Annotated in this window: 16 protein-coding genes; 14 read left to right on the top strand and 2 right to left on the bottom strand. The window is 68.2% G+C overall.

What is annotated here, in order from left to right; genetic code table 11:
• Positions 1–108: 108 nt before the first annotated feature.
• On the bottom strand, positions 109–1,944 hold the full coding sequence (locus tag FS532_RS17830; RefSeq protein ID WP_144757253.1) for a hypothetical protein: 1,836 nt from the start codon (positions 1,942–1,944) through the stop codon (positions 109–111).
• A gap of 275 nt (positions 1,945–2,219) precedes the next feature.
• On the bottom strand, positions 2,220–2,456 hold the full coding sequence (locus tag FS532_RS17825; RefSeq protein WP_144757251.1) for a hypothetical protein: 237 nt from the start codon (positions 2,454–2,456) through the stop codon (positions 2,220–2,222).
• A gap of 365 nt (positions 2,457–2,821) precedes the next feature.
• On the opposite strand from FS532_RS17825, the gene FS532_RS17820 reads away from it, so the two are divergent.
• The 14 genes from FS532_RS17820 (at position 2,822) to FS532_RS17755 (ending at position 15,666) form a co-directional block, all read left to right on the top strand.
• Complete coding sequence (locus FS532_RS17820; protein WP_144757249.1) at positions 2,822–3,493, top strand: XRE family transcriptional regulator; 672 nt, start codon at positions 2,822–2,824, stop codon at positions 3,491–3,493.
• A gap of 41 nt (positions 3,494–3,534) precedes the next feature.
• The gene (locus FS532_RS17815; protein ID WP_144757247.1) at positions 3,535–4,053 is read left to right on the top strand and encodes a hypothetical protein; all 519 of its coding nucleotides are present in this window, start codon (positions 3,535–3,537) and stop codon (positions 4,051–4,053) included.
• Positions 4,050–4,967 (top strand): hypothetical protein, encoded by a 918-nt coding sequence (locus FS532_RS17810; protein ID WP_144757245.1) that lies wholly within the window; start codon positions 4,050–4,052, stop codon positions 4,965–4,967. Before FS532_RS17815 ends, FS532_RS17810 begins: the two co-directional genes overlap by 4 nt.
• The gene (locus FS532_RS17805) at positions 4,964–6,100 is read left to right on the top strand and encodes an alpha/beta hydrolase family protein (RefSeq protein WP_144757243.1); all 1,137 of its coding nucleotides are present in this window, start codon (positions 4,964–4,966) and stop codon (positions 6,098–6,100) included. Before FS532_RS17810 ends, FS532_RS17805 begins: the two co-directional genes overlap by 4 nt.
• A gap of 56 nt (positions 6,101–6,156) precedes the next feature.
• Positions 6,157–6,978: a hypothetical protein gene (locus FS532_RS17800; protein ID WP_260852809.1), complete on the top strand. Its 822-nt coding sequence runs from the start codon at positions 6,157–6,159 to the stop codon at positions 6,976–6,978.
• Positions 6,975–7,328: a TrbC/VirB2 family protein gene (locus FS532_RS17795; RefSeq protein WP_144757241.1), complete on the top strand. Its 354-nt coding sequence runs from the start codon at positions 6,975–6,977 to the stop codon at positions 7,326–7,328. Before FS532_RS17800 ends, FS532_RS17795 begins: the two co-directional genes overlap by 4 nt.
• Positions 7,329–7,514: 186 nt before the next feature.
• Entirely contained in the window at positions 7,515–8,138 is a 624-nt protein-coding gene (locus FS532_RS17790; RefSeq protein WP_186322129.1) for a hypothetical protein, read from the top strand.
• Positions 8,131–9,453, top strand: coding sequence for a hypothetical protein (locus FS532_RS17785; RefSeq protein WP_144757237.1), 1,323 nt, complete (start codon positions 8,131–8,133; stop codon positions 9,451–9,453). Before FS532_RS17790 ends, FS532_RS17785 begins: the two co-directional genes overlap by 8 nt.
• The gene (locus FS532_RS17780; protein WP_144757235.1) at positions 9,446–10,975 is read left to right on the top strand and encodes an SCO6880 family protein; all 1,530 of its coding nucleotides are present in this window, start codon (positions 9,446–9,448) and stop codon (positions 10,973–10,975) included. Before FS532_RS17785 ends, FS532_RS17780 begins: the two co-directional genes overlap by 8 nt.
• Positions 10,975–11,181: a hypothetical protein gene (locus FS532_RS17775; protein WP_186322128.1), complete on the top strand. Its 207-nt coding sequence runs from the start codon at positions 10,975–10,977 to the stop codon at positions 11,179–11,181. The genes FS532_RS17780 and FS532_RS17775 overlap by 1 nt, the downstream gene beginning before the upstream one ends.
• A 68-nt stretch (positions 11,182–11,249) precedes the next feature.
• Complete coding sequence (locus FS532_RS17770) at positions 11,250–12,716, top strand: ATP-binding protein (RefSeq protein WP_260852808.1); 1,467 nt, start codon at positions 11,250–11,252, stop codon at positions 12,714–12,716.
• Between the two features lie 31 nt (positions 12,717–12,747).
• Positions 12,748–14,112, top strand: coding sequence for a nucleotide-binding protein (locus tag FS532_RS17765; RefSeq protein ID WP_186322127.1), 1,365 nt, complete (start codon positions 12,748–12,750; stop codon positions 14,110–14,112).
• 5 nt (positions 14,113–14,117) lie between these two features.
• Positions 14,118–14,579 carry a hypothetical protein gene (locus FS532_RS17760; RefSeq protein ID WP_144757227.1) on the top strand — a complete coding sequence of 154 codons (462 nt, stop codon included), beginning with the start codon at positions 14,118–14,120 and terminating at the stop codon, positions 14,577–14,579.
• 4 nt (positions 14,580–14,583) lie between these two features.
• Positions 14,584–15,666 (top strand): C40 family peptidase, encoded by a 1,083-nt coding sequence (locus FS532_RS17755; RefSeq protein ID WP_260852807.1) that lies wholly within the window; start codon positions 14,584–14,586, stop codon positions 15,664–15,666.
• Positions 15,667–15,699: the final 33 nt, after the last annotated feature.

Raw genomic sequence — 15,699 nt, 5'->3', positions numbered from 1 at the left:
GCAAGAAAGCATGTCAGCTTGAATGCTGGCTGTCAAGCAATCGTGTATGTATGCATTCATGCATGAAAGAAAGCAGGAAAGCAGGCAAGCAGGCATGCGTGCGGGTCATCATGCAGCCAGTTCGAGGTCGCGGAGCTGCTGGAGAAGTCTGCGTCGGACGAACCGCATGGCTTCCTGATGGTCGGCTCGGCCGTCGCTCGAGCACGGGTACGCCGGATACGCCTCGGGCCCGCCGTGGTCATCGGTAGCTCGGAACATGACGACCTGCGTGGCGGGTGTGCGCTCGCGGCCGCGGCGGCCGGCCCTGCGGATGAGGTGGTTCTGCCACCAGCCCCAGAGGTCACGCTCATCGATGTACTGCTGTTCCCGTCGCTGGAGAATCCCGTCGACGCCGAGCTGCTTGGCCACGTGAGTTCGAAAGTCCTGGAGTCGCCGGCGCCAGCCCGTGGGGGAGAGGATCGCAAGAGAGTAGCGGCGTAGGCGTGCGAGGGCTGCTCGTGCGCGGCCGCGGGGGAGTCCTGCGCGCTCAGCAACGACCTCTGGTGCGTCCCCGTCGTTGGTCAGGCTCTCGTAGACGCGGCGGGCAGTGGGTCCGAGTCCTGCGCGGGTGAACACGTCGTGGCGTCCGGCGTCGAGTCGGTCTTCCAGGGTGTTCACGAAGGTGACTCTCACGTCGAAGAGCTCGGCCGGGGGGCGGGCGGTCACATTGTGAAGTGGCCCGACGTGTTCGGAAGGTGTGGAAAACCGGTCCGTGAGCCGCCAGACGGCTGCATTGGGGCCGTCTGCCTGGCGCCTGCGGCTGATCCATCCGGCCTCGTGGAGGCGGCGGAGGGACCGGTCGACGGTGCTCGAGGGGATCCCGGTGGCGATCGCCACGGAGCGGAGCGCGGCGCCAACGTCGCGGGAGCCGGAGCGCAGAGACAGCCACGCGAGGTAGGTCAGGACGGTGCTGTCGTGCAGGTCTGCCTCGGTGCGGGTCCAGCGGCCGGGGGAGGCGGTGAACGCCCGCAGCATGGCCTCGACGACGTCGACGATGCCCGTCAGCTGCGTGAGATCGCGCTGTAGCCGCTCCTCGGGCGCGTACCGATACAGCACGGCCCGCTCCTGCGCCTTCGCCCACTGCCGCTCAAGGCGCGCGGCCGCCTCGGCCGCGGTGCGAGGCTCGCGGCCGCCGGCGGGGCGGTTGCGGGTGCGGTAGTGCTCCATGCCGGGCGCGGTCTTCGCGGCGTGCTCGACGTCGGCGAGGGTCCACCCAGACACCGCGGCCGCGAGCAGGCACAGGTACCCGGTACGGGACGGGTCGCGGCCGCCAGCAACGGTGGCCATGTGCGCCTCACCCCACGCCGGCAGGGACCGGTGCACCCGGTGGCGGACGTCGACGGGACCGGTGGGGGAGGAGTCCGCAGGATCCACGGTCGGGCGGAGCTCACGGAACGCTGCAGTGACGCGGAGGAGGTCGCCGGCGGTGACGGTCGGGGTGCGGAGCACGTCGACGTCGTCGGCGCCGGCCATCACCTCGGACGCGCCACCGCGTGCGTGCGGGGTCAGGGGCGGGCGGACGGCTCCCGTGCGGTCGTTGCAGAGCAGCCCGTGGTCAAGGGACGGCAGCACGGCGCGGGCGGCGCCGGCGAGCTGCACCATCGTGGCCTTGTCGACGCCGGCAAGGGGCACCCACACGTGGAACCCGCCCGTCGGGCTCGAGCGGCACACCACGTGCGGCACCTGCGCGTCGCGGAGGATCCGGACCAGCACGCCGAGGTCCTCGGCCGCCTGGTCGAAGTCCTCCGGGGTCTTCGCGTCGAGGTCGAACGCGGCGAACCAGAACCGTCCGTCAAGGTCGGTGAGATCGATCGTCCACGGCGTCGACGGGGGAGTGTGCCCCGCAGTCGGGAACTTCGACGGGTAACTGTTCGACCGGATCAGCCCGTCCGCCTCCGCGATCATGCGGTTCACGTACCGACGAGGCGCGATAGAGCGCGTGAGAGCCCAGGCGGTGTCCGGTGTAGACACGCGGGCAGATTCGTACGTGCTGAGCGCAGCAACGTGCGTTACGATGACGACACCTCCCCTCCTCGGAGTGGTGGTACGACGAAGGCTCCCGGGTAACCGGGCTTCTTCTCTCGGAACTCACAACCTGAACTGTTTGGCGACTACCCAGGTGGTGAGACATGACTTTCGGGCCTAGCCCGGGACCCCCGCCTCGGCGGGGGTTCTGTCGTTTACGCGGCTGGGATAGGCAGCTCCACTCGATCGTCAAGGATCGGCAGCGTGCCGTAGGCGGCCTCGTACAGCGCGCGAAGACGCTCGAGGTACAACGACATGCTGAGGTTGCCGGAGGCAAGCGCAGCAGCGCGGTACGCCTCCACAGTGTCGGGATCGAACACGAGTTCGGGCTTCGCGCCCTTCACGCCGGCGGGCAGCCTGTTGCGCTTCACCGCCGATTGATTCGCTGCCATGCGCATGATCCTGGTGTTAACACCCCGGGCTAGGCCGTTGGCTGGCGGCGTGTCGGTGAAAGGCCCGTTCACTCGCGCACTCCAGCGAGCTGTAGCAAGCTGCTTCTCGTGCTGGACGAGCGTTCTACCCCCATCGCTACGAAACCGCGCTCGGGCGAGAGGACCGCCGAGCCCGGCACGCAGTCACGTGCATGGGTTTGGCTGATCCTCGCCGGTGCCGCGGTCGTGGGCTTGGTCAACGTGGTGGTCATCGCTCTCGTGTGAATGGCTTGTCGAGTACGACCATAGTTGCAGATCAGCGACACTGATGTATCTTTGCAAGGAACCCCACCGCAAGCACCTGCTAGCGTTTTTGAGTGGAACTAATGAGCGAAACCTCCGCAAGAGCTCTTCACGAAGCGCTCGCCGCCGAGCTGCGCGCAGCGCAGGGTGTCGCCCATGTCAACGTGCGCGCATGGGCCGATCGAGCGTCCATCACACACGACACCATCTACCGGATCCTCAACGGCAAGCGTCCGGTGACCGTCGTCGAGCTCGTCACGCTCTGTCACGCGATCAACGACGATCCCCTCGAGCTCATCCAGCGGGCCGCCGACCGTGCAGGACTGTCTCTGAGTAACGCAGCTGACGAGGTCGTCCGCTCGGACCGCGCGCAACTTGCTCTCGAGGCGGCCAACCTCTACGGGGATCTCGACGGCGCCTATCGAGAGGCGCGACAGGCTCTCGGGAAGTCGGGCCAGCTGCTTCCGCTGCGCGAGTGGCGTGCGTTCATCGACGGCGCCGGCTCTCAAGCTCTCGTGACCAGCCTGGCGGCCTTCCTCGAGGTGCCCGCCGAGTACCTCCTCGGCCAGATGTCGGACGATGACGAGCGCACCAAGAAGCTCGAAGCGCGTCTCCGCCTGGCGAAGTCGATGCGCAGCCTCGGCGTGACAAGAATGGCAGCGAGGTCGCTGGACGAGCTGGAGCCCGAAGAGATCGAAACCGTTGAGGCGACCATCCGTGCCCTGATCGAACGCGAAGAGGGTCCTCAGCTGTAGACCAGTAGGGCGAAACGCGTTGTGAAGGACGGGGAACAGGCATGAGGGGCAAGCGGGGGTCTGGCTCGGCAGACAACGTGCATCCGATCACAGCCGTAGCGGCCTCGCTGGTCTGGAACCTCCCACTGCCGGAGTTCGCTGACGTGGACGACGTGTGCAACGCGGTCGGGTTGCTGCATGGCCGCCGACTCGTATTCGCCGAAATGCCGGGTGCCCGGCTGCGAGCGACTACCGGGATCCTCGTGGAGGCACAGACCTTTACTGGGATCCTGGTGGTCGCTGAGGACAGCGCCTACTACAGCACCTTGAGCAAGCTGCACGAGCTCGGACACCTCATCGTCCGACAGGCGCCGGACGACTGGTTCCCAGAGGGAGTGACCCGGCCAAAGCAGCCGCACCCCAACTCGCCGCAGCATCTGCGACTGTGCCCGCGGAATAGCTCGGAGTCGGCAGACGCCGACACTGTGTGGGAAGAGGCCATCGTGGAAGAAATGGCGCGGGAACTCATGCGACGCCTTGCAAGCTTCGGCGACTCGTCGGAGGAGGAGCACTTCGGATGATCGAGAGTCTGACGCTGTTCCTCCTCGCAGTCGCGGTCGCCTTCCGCGTGAAGAAGTCTTGGCGAAAGCCCGCGTGGTGGGCCACGGCGTTCGGCTTGCTCTCCGTGAGCACCTACGGGCTGTTCATGGCACCGCCGGCGGTGCTGGACTCCCTCATCGGCGGTCAGAACGCTCTGACCCTGGTACGCGACGCCGCCGCATTAGCCGCGATGTGGTTCTTCCACAACGCGGTAGCAGCGCAGCGCGACTACCAATCACGCCGCCTGCCCTGGTGGGGGCTGTGCCTGGCGATCGCATCGTTCGCGGTGCCGTTCGCCTTCATCCACGAGCCAGGGCCCACGTCGCAAAGCTTCGTCCTCGATCGCCTCGACCAGTTCCCGGTCTGGCTGTTCTCGACCGTGTACACCGCACTCATGGGAACGCTCGCGGGCCGGACAATCGCCATGCTCGCATCGAGGAGGACCGTACCCACGAAGCTCTGGGTGACTGGTCTTTCGCTCATGCTGGTCAGCGACGTGCTCGAGGTGGGTTACCTCGCCATCGCACACTTCGGCGACGTCGGCGCCGAGTTCCGAGAGCGGTTCTACTACGTCGCCCAACTCCCGTTCTTCTCCGGCGTCATCATCGCCGTAGCCGGCTTCATCTGGATCATCGTCACCCTTTCGTTCTGGTGGGTGATCGCGCGCTGGACGCTGCACATCGACTCGCAAGTCAAGGGCCCGATGTTCCTGCAGCTACGCGAACAGGCCGTGGCCAAGGGGAAGTGGACGAACCGTCAGGTTGCGCTCGATTCCGCCGCCGACATCCGCGACCGAGTCAAGCTCGGGCACCAACGGTTGACCCCACTGGAGCGCCTGATCTTCACCGTCGTGGAACGCATGCTCTCGAACCAGCTCAAGAAAGCCCGCGCATGACCCTCGCCCTCACCATCCTGGCCATCCTCGTCCTCGTGGCGGCGCTGTACGCGGCCGCGGTCTACGTCCTCGCCCACGCTGTCGTGTACCCCCGTCGAGCGAAGCCGACAGCGATCGTCGCCGTTCCCTCGGCGACAGAGGTGGTCGTCAGCGCCAACCAGCTCACTCGATTCCACGGAACGCTCGGGCTGCTCTACGACGAAGAGACCAAGCTGGCCGTCCTCGCATCAGGAGAGGTCGATGGGAGCGATGACACAGTCCGCCGCGCGGTGCTCTCGGCATCCGAGATCCCGGCCGGTACCGACGGTCGGGCCTGCGGCAACGTGTTCGAGGTGGACGCAGTCACCAGCGAACGACCAACGGAAGTGCAGATCGGATCTGAAGGCGGAAGTCAACCGGCATGGCTCTACGCCGGCGTCGGAGCTGCCGCGAGCACGTGGGCCATCCACGTCCACGGGATGCTCGCCGGTCGCGACTCTGCCCTACGGAGTGCGCACTCCGTAGCAGCTCCGGGGTACACCTCCCTCGTCGTGTCCTACCGCGGCGACGGCGACCAGCCGGGGGAGAAGCGCATGCCCTCGATGCTCGGGCAGACTGAGTGGGAAGACCTCGACGCCGCGATCGGGTTCGCCCTCGGCTCAGGAGCAACCCGGATCGTGGTGGTCGGGTGGTCACTGGGTGCGACGATCGCGATCGAGCAGCAGCGCCGCGGAGCGCATCGCGGTGCCGTCGACGCGCTCGTGCTCGTGTCACCCGTGTTGAACTGGCGGGAGACGATCCACTTCGGCATGCGCCAGCAGCACGTCCCTCGGTGGGTCGCTTCCTCAGCCATCGGTGCCCTGGCTTCGGCCACCTACGCGCGCCTGCTCTCACTCCCGCGCGCGCTCGAACTGCCTGGGGGCCTCCCGACAATCACGATGCCAACGCTCATCGTGCACTCTGCAGGGGACCGCACGACTCCCTACAGCGCGTCTGAGCGGGTTGCTGCGACGTCGTCCCTGGTCACGCTCGACACGTTCCCCGACTCCCCCCATGCCATGGAGTGGAACGTCGACCCGGGGCGGTTCCAGCGTTCCATCAACTCTTTCATCAGCGCACATCAGCAACAGAAAGCCACCGAAACCCCCGTGTAACCCCAATTGGGGCCATTTTGTTGCTATGATTTCGCAAATCTGCAACACTCGTCCTCATGAGTGCTGCAGTCGAAGTGCAGGCCGGCGGAGGCGACGCCCTCCGATCCTGCCCGTCGTGCGGTAGTGAGAAGATCGGTTCTCGGTACTGCACCGAGTGCGCGGCCGAGCTCGTCCCGCCGGTCGTCGTCACGCACGCGGTCGGCCCGATGTGGGCAGTAAACGGCCACGTGCTCACCGTGAATGCGGGGGAGGACCTGCGGCGCGTCATCCTCGACGCGGTCGCTGGAATGGTCGCCGCGACTGCGCCGGTGCGCGTCGTCGTGACCGATGGACCCCGGGTGACGCGGCTGGTGTTGCGGCTCGACGGCAGCTCGGTAGCCGAGGGGGATGACGCCGCGGCCTGGGCCGGACCCGGCACGACCACGGCTCCTGCAGCAGCACCCACGGCAACCGCCTCGGATCACGGGACCGCGGTTGTCGGCGTTCACGGCAGCGCAGGCGCCAGCACTTGGGCACGCCTGCTCGACCTTCGCGAAGATGAGCTCACCGTCGAACACGCAGGACATGTGGTGTTGGTGTGCCGATCAACTCCCGCCGGCATCGACGCGGCGAAACGGGCGGTGAACGCGCTCGGTACCGCTGCCGTCGACGCGGTACTCGTCGTCGCCGATGCGCCCGGAAAGCCAGTCCCGGCCGCGGTACGCGAGCAGCGTGTCCTCGCCGGCGCCGTCACCGTCGTGCCGGTGCCGTGGCTGCCGCGGCTGCGCGCGGTGTCGGAGATCTCCCCGCAACTGGCCGGGCAGCTCGCCCGCCCGGTGCAGCGGGTCAGCAAGGCGCTCCTGGGGGCGCAGTCAACGAACAAGGAGCAGGCCGAATGATCAGCAACGCCATCTACGCCGTCGTGGCGAAGTCACCCAAGGCCGTCGATGCGGCCAACCGGGCCGGAATGGTCGTCGCGCAGGCGTACTGCCTGCCCGGCAAGGCGCAGGACGCCCTCGACACCGCCACCCTGTGGACCCGCATAGTCGCGATCGCGCTCGGCGTGATCGCCCTGGTGCTGCTCGGCATCGGCATGTTCTTCGCCGGCCGCCGGCACGACGGCGGCGAAATGCTCAAGAGCCTCGGCTGGTGGATCGGTGGTGCAACCATCATCGGTGCCGCGGTGGGCATCGCGTCGGTCTTCATCGGATCCGTGTCGTCGAACTGCAAGGAGCTCCCCGGCACCTAGCCCATAACCACCGACTCCTGGGAGGCCGTCATGGCACCATCCACTCGCAACCCCAACCGCCGCGGCTTCGGCCAGGCCGTGAAGCGAGGCTGGAACTCGAAGCAGGCTGGCATCGGCGCGACCGTCATCGTCGCTCTCGCCGTCCTCGTCGTGCTCCTCGCTACATTCCTCGGTGTCTTCGCCCCGGTGAAGCACGACGACGGGCAGGGGAGCGCGGCAAACCCGGCGCCGACGACGTCGGCCGCGGCAGACGGCCCCTGCAACGTGCCGACATCGGGTCAGGCCGCGCAGAAGGTACCGAGCGATCTCAGCTGGCATGCCGGCCGCGGGGGAATCACCTGGCCGGTGTCGGCCGCGGTGGGACCAACGAAGAAGGTGGACGGGTTCCCGGCGTGCTTTGCGCGCACCGCGACCGGCGCGGCCCTTGCCGCAACGACCGGGTACCTCGGACAGTACGACACCGGACACAGCGTCCGCGAGCTGCTCAACTTCTACATCGCCGATAGCGCCGGCAAGTCCATCACCGTCGACGGGACGGTGAAGAACCAGACCGCCCCGGAGCAAATGCGTGCACAGGGCCTCAGTGTCGCCGGCTACTCGGTCGAGTCGTTCACGAAAGACCGCGCGATCGTCGACGTGGTACTCACGCAGCCGTCTGGGTCAACGGGGTACTTCGCCGTGCCGCTGACCATGATCTGGGTCGACGGCGACTGGAAGGTGTCGGTGCTCGACAACGGCGAGCTCTATTCCGGCAACCCGCTCACGCCCTCTCAGGGCGATTTCACTGCATGGGGAGGTTCCGATGGCTAACGGAGTCGGAGACGCCGTCTGTCAGGCCGTGGTCGGCTGTGAGGGCGCAAAAGCGATCGTTGGCGCCGGAGCATCCGCGGCCGCGTCGAGCGGATTCAACAAGGCCGCAGAGACGCTGTTCGCCGCCTACGACGACATCTTCAAGCAGTTCATGACGTCCTGGGTCAACTCGGGGTTCCTGGTGTCGCTCGACAACAAGGCCACACAGTGGTTCCAGGACAGCAACCTCGTGCTGTCGGTGTTCCTGCTGACGATCGGGTTGGTTGTCGCCGGGGCACGGATCATGCTCGCGCACCGTGCGGAGCCGTTCCGGGAAGCGATGCAGTCACTCGGGAAGGCTGTCGCGGTGATCACCCTCGGGTCCGCCGCGATTCAGGTTCTGTCCTGGGGTGGGGATGCGTACGCGCAGTGGATCCTAAAGGCGTCAGGAACCACCGCGGAGGCGGGAATCGCGGACGCGGGGTTCGCTGCGTCTTCGCCGGGCCTGGCGTTGATCTTCGGCCTCATCGGCGTCATGGCGGTCGCGCTGCAGTGGGTGATCATGTTCATCCGGCAGGCGATGCTGCTGCTGCTGAACGCGTACTGGCAGCTCTCCGCATCCGCGGCGCTGCTGCAGCAGGGCAAGCAGGCGTTCGAGAAGATCACCGCCTGGATCATCGCGTTCATCCTTTACATGCCGCTCGCGGCGTCGATCTACGCGTTCGCGTGGCGGTTGAAGAACGGCCAGGACGGTGCCGGCGGTGTCCTCTACGGACTGATGCTGATCGGGCTCGCGGTCATCGCGTTGCCGGCGATCATGCGGCTCCTGCTGCCGGCGTCGGGTGCGATCGGGAACGCGGTCGGCGGGGCGATGGCGCTCGGCGCGGTCACGTTCGCAGCGCAGGCCGGGGTCGCCATCGGCGCGGCGATCGCGACCGGGGGCGCCAGCGGCGCCGCCGGCGCGGGAGCCGGCGCGGGCGCATCGACCGGCGCGACGACGGGTGCCGGTACCGCGGCAGGTGGCGAGGTTGCCTCCAGCGCAACCGGTGCCGGATACGGGGGCGACGCCACGCCCTCGACCGGCGCCGGTGCCGGTGCCGGTGCCGGCGCGGATGGTGCGTCGGGTGTCGACGGGATGACCGGTTCCGGAGCTGACGGTGCCGCCGGGAGTGCGGGCAGCGACGGCTCGGCTGGGGGCGGTGCAGCTGCGGACGGGGCCAGCGGGTCCGGTTCTGGCCAGTCGACGGGTTCGAAGGCGGGGTGGGCTGCAGCGCAGTCCACTGCGAACGGCGCCGGTGATGCCGGCGAGACGGCGGAAGGACTGATCGGTGAGTGACGCAACAGAACGAGTGCGGGTGAAGTTCGGCAACTGGTTGCCGACCGCGAAGGGCACCCTCGGCGGGCTGACCGGGATCGGCTGGGGGATGCTCCTCGGCGGAGTCATGGTGATGGTGGTGTGCCTGGTCGTCGGCTGGTGGGCCGTCGGGCTCGTCGCGCTCCTGGGCGGGCTGCTGGCGAACCTGTTCTTCATCATCCGGTGGGGCGACCCCATCGCCGGTCGCACCCTCGCGGCGCGCATCTGGGACCGGCACCTGGCGAAGAAGCGCACCCGAGAAGGCACGAATCACTACGAGACCGGCCTGTTCTCCGCCCTCCCGGACGACGCGCTCACGGCGCTGCCGGGAATGCTGTCGGACCTGGACGAGATCACCGGCACCGACGGTGAGGGGCAGGAATACGTGCTCCTGCACCACCGGAAGGGGTCCCGGAACCCGCTGCTCGCGGCCACGTTCTCCTGCCGTCCCGACGGCACCGACCTGCTCCCGCAGGGCCAGATCGACCAGCAGGTCGTCAGCTTCGGCGGGTGGATCACCTCCCTGAGCCGAGACACCAGCATCGAGGGCGCTGTCGTGGTCGTCGATTCGGCGCTCGAGTCGATCGAACCGCTCATCGCGAAGATCGACCGGGACGTCTCTCCACACGCACCCGCGGCCGCGCAACGGCAGCTCCGTGAAGGCGCCCGCGCTCTGTCGGGGATGTACTCCGAGGTGGAGGTGTTCGCCTCGGTGGTGTGGAACCAGAACAAGGTGGCCCGGAACCTCGATGACGCGGTTGCGAACATCGCCGCGAAGCTGCCCGGCCACCGGGACAGGCTCGCGATGGCCGGTGCCGGCAGCCCCACCGTGGCCACGTCGGCGGAGCTCGCCCGGGCGGTGCGGGTCGCGTACCGGCCGGACCGGGCACGGGAGTTCGCCTCCGACGAGCTCGCCGACCGACCGCTCATGCTGCAGGTGACGCAGGCCGGCCCCGACACGTTCGATGACTCCGACCGGCGAGTCTGCTACCACGATGGGGTCGCGTCGATGACGGCGATGATGGTCGCGCCGCCGCAGATGCACATCACCGAGCAGATCCTCGATGACCTGTTCCGCCCGAACGGGGCGTTCCTCCGCAAGCGGGGCGCGGTCTACTACCGGCCGATGGCGCAGGGCAAGGCGTTCAAGACGGTTCAGAAGATCGGCGACAACGCCGTCCGGGGCAACACCACCATCACGGGCCGGCAGGACATCGCCGCTGGCCGCCGCGGCAAGCTCGCCAGCAAGGTCCTCGACGACCTGCAGGGTGGTGCGTCGATGGTCGCGTTCGCGGTGCAGGTCACCGTCACCTTCCCCGCCACCGAGCAGGGCCTCTTGGACGCGGAGACGGCGTTGAAGAACCTCCTCGAGGGCGCCGGGGACCTGGCGTACCGGTTCGTGGAGACCGACACCGCCGCCGGGTTCCACTCGACGCTGCCGCTAGGCGTCCTGCCGTGGGCGTACGCGACCGCGATGCAGCAGGTCACGGACCGGACCCAGTGATGCTCCGCCAAGACGTCGGCACCGTTGAAACGGTCGTCCCGAAACGCGACGACGCAGCCGAAGCGCGCCGCGGCCAACTCACCCATCGGCTCCGCCAGCTCGAGCACGCCACTGCGCAGGGATTCACCCTCACGCACACCGCCGTCCTCGAGGGCGAGCACGACGCGACCTTCGTCGACACCCTCACTCAAGGCAGGAGCCTGTGATGGCTGCGAAGCTATTGATGCGCACTCCGCAAGGGTTCTTCGGGCCAGGCGGTGGCGGGTGGGAGCAAATGCCGCAGCCACCGCGGTGGTTCGGGACCAGCAATCAGGTGTGCGGGTTCTATCCGTTCGGGGTCGGCACCGGCCGCCCCACGAACGGCGCCCCGCTCGGCCGCGACATGAATACTGGCAGCGCGGTGTGCACCGACCACGACGCGCTCTTCCGGGCGGGTGTGATCTCGTCGCCGTCGGCGTTCGAGTTCGGCTTGAACGGGCTCGGGAAGTCCACCACCGCGCAGACCGTCATCGGTGGGCAGGTCGGCCGGGGCCTGACTCCGGGGATCTGGGACCCGATCAAGGGCGAGCACGTGCAGTGGGCGGAAGAGCTCGGCGCGACCGTGGTGTCCGTCGGACCGCGTGCCCGCCACCAGTTGAACCTGCTCTCGCCCGGACCGCTCGGCTACGCGGCAGCCCGTATCGGTGGGGCTGTCGGGAAGGAGCTGCTGCAGTTGGCGCGGGCGAAGGCGATCGACCTGGTCCGCACCTGCGTGCGGCTGGCCCGCAGCGACGACAGAGGCGGCCCCTCGATCAGCACCGGTGAGGACACCGCCCTGGTCGCGATGGTCGACACGATCCTCGAGCGGGAACCGAACCCGTCGACCGCGCACCTGCTGCAGGCGTTCGACCACCCGTCAGAGCGGATGCTGACCCTGGCCCGGCAACAGGATGCTGCTTCCTTCCACGCCCGCTTCTCGGACCTCGGGGAGACGCTGCAGTGGCTGCTCGTCGGGGAGATGGGGCAGATGCTCGACGGCAACAACCCGGTCGAGTTCACCCCGGGGAACCGGGGCGGGTTCTGCTTCGACACATCCTCGATCAACGCGTCCGAGACGAAGCTGCTCTCCGCCGCGATGCTCTCGACCTGGTCGCTGGGCATGGACGCGATCGACGCGCACTGGGAACTCGCGCAGCACGAACTCCGCCTGCAGGCCGGAGCCGCAGCCCAGGGCGAGGCGTACGAGCCGCAGGTGACGTGGGGCGGGTACACGACCCTGATGGACGAGTTCTGGTACCCGCTGCGCGCCTGCGAGGGGATGGTCGAGCTGATCGACCGGCTCTCCCGCACCAACCGGTCCGTGGGCACGGCGGAGTTGAAGATCACCCACTCCCCGAAGGACCTGCTGTCGTTGAAGAACGAGGAGGACCGGCAGAAGGCGAAGGGGTTCATCGAGCGCTCCGGCCTGCTGCTGCTGATGGGGCTCAGCGAAGAAGACCTCCTCACGCTGAACAAGGTGCGCGCGCTCACCCCACGGGAGATCCGGGAAGTCGTCTCGTTCACGCAGGCACCGAACTGGACCGGCGCCCGCCGGAAGAACGGGCCACCGCCCGCCCCGCCCGGCGCCGGAAAGGTCATGTTGAAGATCAACGAGCGGGTCGGGATCCCCGTGAAGATGCTCCGCACGAAGACGCAGATGAGCCTCCACAACACCAACGCCCGCTATGACGACCAGGCGGCCGTGGCCGCCGTCCAGTCGTAACCGGCCTCGAGCAGACAAGGACACTCCGCTCATGCCCAACAGCAACACCGTGCACGTCGACTACACCCTCATCGCCGACGCCGGCACCCTCACCATCGGCGACACCGCCTTCACCGGCGAGACCGCCTACCAGGACGCCATGGAGTGGCTCCGGGCCGTCGCCGGCAACGTCGGCAGCGCCGTCGTGGTCCGCAGCCATGACCGGAACACCGGGCAGGACACACTCTTCAGCGTCGACGGCCACGGCGCGATCGCACCCGTCACCGGCACCGTCCACGGCGGCCTCGACATCCCGCCCGTCCCCACCACGCCTGCAGCCGCTCCGGTGATCGCGCCGTCGACGGCGGAGCGGACGGAGTCGCCGTGGATCACCGCGGCCACCGAGAGCGGCGGGCAGGAAGCAGCCACACCACTCACCCCGTCGACGTCGACGACTGCGGCAACTGCTGAGGAATCGCCGGTGACCCGTCGGGAGGCGCGGCAGTCGTTCCTCACCCAGGAGACCGTGGAGGAGCCCGCGAAGCAAGGCTTCCGGGGCCTGCTGGCGCGGATGGGTATCAAGGTCTCGCCGTCGGCTGCGGAGCGGCTGTACCGGGAGTGGGTGCACCTGGTCAGCCAGCACCACGTCGGCCCGCGCACGATCATGTTCGCCAACGGCAAGGGCGGGGCAGGAAAGACCCTCGCCGCAGTGTGCCTGGCGATCATCCTCGCCCGCTACTCCGGTGCACCGACGGTCGCGTGGGACAACAACCAGACCCGCGGCACGCTCGGATGGTCGACTGAGTCCGCTCGTCACGACGCGTCCGTGCTGGACCTGCTGCCCGACATCGACCGGCTGCTCGGCACCGATGCGCAGTCCGCGGACATGGCCTCCTACGTGCACCACCAGACCCGCGACCGGTACGACGTCCTCAAGAGCAAGCCCGACGTTCTCGCCTCGGCGCAGCGGTTCGGTGCCGAGACGGTCGACCGGGTGCACAAGGTGCTGACGAAGTTCTACCGTCTCGTGCTCATCGACTCCGGCAACGACGAAACTGACCCGATGTGGCTCGCCGGCCTTGATCGGACGGATCAGCTCGTCGTGCCGACGACCACGGACGACAAGTGGTGCGAGTCCGCGGCGCTGCTGCTCGAGGAGCTCGTCAAGGCCGGCGGCCGGTACCGGGAGCTCGCGGAGAATGCCGTAGTGATCGTCGGTGTCGAGACCAGCGACGTCAGCCGCGCGAAGGTCGCTGAGCAGGTGCGCCGGTTCAAGGACGCCGGCCTCGGCCGCGACGTCCTGACGATCCCGTACGACGCCGGCCTCAAGGCTCGGGTCATCAACTTCGACGCGCTGCAGGAGCCCACCAAGCTCGCTTGGCTCGCCGCCGGTGCCGCCGTCGCGAAGGGGCTCTGAAAGCGATGACCTGGAAGCGGGCGGCGCTGATCCTCGCCGCGGTGTTCGTGGTCCTGCTCGCCATCATCACGATCCGGGTCGCGACGCAGCTGCGGCACACCCACACCGAGCCGGCGCAGACGTCGACGCCGATCCCGACGCGGTCGGCCGCCCCCTCGAGCGCAGCGATCGCGCAGACGGTTGCTGACCGGTTCTGCCAGCCCGCCGCGACGAAGAACGCATGGCAGCGTTCCCTCACCCAATACCTGACCCCGGACGCGTGGCAGCTGTACTCGGCCGTGCAGCCAGCGAACGTGCCGTGCGCCGGCGTGCACGAGGACGGCCAGCCGGTCGGGGACCAGCAGACCGCGACGGACCGCGCATACCAGTTCACCGCGGCGACCGGCGGGCCCGTCACCGTGACGCTGCACCGCGACACCGCCGCGGACCCGTGGCTGGCGTCCTACATCAACGCCGGACAGGAGTAGAGCAGTGGGCGGCAAGGGCAGCATGATCGCGATCGCGGCGCTGGCGCCGGTGATCGGCATCGTCGTGATCGTGGTCGTGCTGTTCACGATCATCACCGGCGCCGGCGACGACGACGCCGCGGCCGCGACCTGCGGCGCCGCCGGCACCGTGTCGGGCACCGCTGTGTCGGTGCAGGACGGCGAGCTGCCGGCGAAGGTCGGCCCGTACTCCGGCGACCAGATCAAAAACGCCGCCGCCATCCTTTCCATCGGCCAAGAGCGTGGCGTGACGCAGCACGCGCAGCAGACCGCGCTCATGGCCGCGATGACCGAGTCCTCGCTCAACAACCTCGACGGCGGCGACCGGGACTCGGCGGGTCTGTTCCAGATGCGCTCCTCGCAGGGATGGGGTACCCACGCGCAAGTCACCGACATCAGCTACGCGATCAACCTGTTCTACGAGCGCCTCGTGAAGATCCCTGGCTGGGACACGATGACCCCCGGTGAAGCGGCGCAAGCGCTCGAAGGGTCAGCCTTTCCCGATGCGTACGACACGAAGTCGGCGTACGCGGTCGAGATGATGAACGCCCTCTCCGGCGTCACTGTCTCGACGGTGTCGCAGACGAACGAGGGCGCGACGTGCACCGCCGACACCGCGTCGGCTGGTGGCTCCGGAGCGACGAACGACTCCCTGGCCGCCGGCGAGCAGCCCGCGACGGGCCCGCATGCGGCGCAGATCAACCAGGTGATCGGGTTCGCGAAGCAGCAGCTCGGGAAGGACTACGTCCTCGGCGGTGCGGGCCCGAACGTGTGGGACTGTTCCGGGCTGACGAAGGTCGCGTACGCGCAGATCGGCATCAACATCGACGCCGGGCACTCCGCCACCACCCAGTGGCGCAATGGCGTCGCGTCCGGGAACATGCACCCCCTCTCCGAGGCGCAGCCCGGGGATCTCATCTTCTGGGGCGGCAACGACGCCTGGCACGTCGGCATCAGCCTCGGCGGCGACATGATGATCGCCGCTCCCAAGCCCGGCGACGTCGTGAAGATCCAGAAGGTGTGGGGCACCCCCAACAGCCAGGTGTGGCGACCCACCGACGCGCTCTGAGACGTCGCCTCTAACGGCCAACGCACGTAGCGA

The sequence above is a fragment of the Curtobacterium pusillum genome, assembly GCF_007673235.1.
In the GTDB taxonomy this organism is placed as follows: Bacteria; Actinomycetota; Actinomycetes; order Actinomycetales; family Microbacteriaceae; genus Curtobacterium; species Curtobacterium pusillum_C.
Note: the sequence above shows the minus strand (reverse complement) of the source record. Positions and strands in the feature narration are given on the sequence as shown.

Bases quoted from the DNA above. Each gene is read 5' to 3' on its own strand.
- FS532_RS17830 (WP_144757253.1), bottom strand. From the start codon at position 1,944: ATGATCGCGGAGGCGGACGGGCTGATCCGGTCGAACAGTTACCCGTCG.
- FS532_RS17825 (WP_144757251.1), bottom strand. From the start codon at position 2,456: ATGGCAGCGAATCAATCGGCGGTGAAGCGCAACAGGCTGCCCGCCGGC.
- FS532_RS17820 (WP_144757249.1), top strand. From the start codon at position 2,822: ATGAGCGAAACCTCCGCAAGAGCTCTTCACGAAGCGCTCGCCGCCGAG.
- FS532_RS17815 (WP_144757247.1), top strand. From the start codon at position 3,535: ATGAGGGGCAAGCGGGGGTCTGGCTCGGCAGACAACGTGCATCCGATC.
- FS532_RS17810 (WP_144757245.1), top strand. From the start codon at position 4,050: ATGATCGAGAGTCTGACGCTGTTCCTCCTCGCAGTCGCGGTCGCCTTC.
- FS532_RS17805 (WP_144757243.1), top strand. From the start codon at position 4,964: ATGACCCTCGCCCTCACCATCCTGGCCATCCTCGTCCTCGTGGCGGCG.
- FS532_RS17800 (WP_260852809.1), top strand. From the start codon at position 6,157: ATGAGTGCTGCAGTCGAAGTGCAGGCCGGCGGAGGCGACGCCCTCCGA.
- FS532_RS17795 (WP_144757241.1), top strand. From the start codon at position 6,975: ATGATCAGCAACGCCATCTACGCCGTCGTGGCGAAGTCACCCAAGGCC.
- FS532_RS17785 (WP_144757237.1), top strand. From the start codon at position 8,131: ATGGCTAACGGAGTCGGAGACGCCGTCTGTCAGGCCGTGGTCGGCTGT.
- FS532_RS17775 (WP_186322128.1), top strand. From the start codon at position 10,975: ATGCTCCGCCAAGACGTCGGCACCGTTGAAACGGTCGTCCCGAAACGC.
- FS532_RS17770 (WP_260852808.1), top strand. From the start codon at position 11,250: ATGCCGCAGCCACCGCGGTGGTTCGGGACCAGCAATCAGGTGTGCGGG.
- FS532_RS17765 (WP_186322127.1), top strand. From the start codon at position 12,748: ATGCCCAACAGCAACACCGTGCACGTCGACTACACCCTCATCGCCGAC.
- FS532_RS17760 (WP_144757227.1), top strand. From the start codon at position 14,118: ATGACCTGGAAGCGGGCGGCGCTGATCCTCGCCGCGGTGTTCGTGGTC.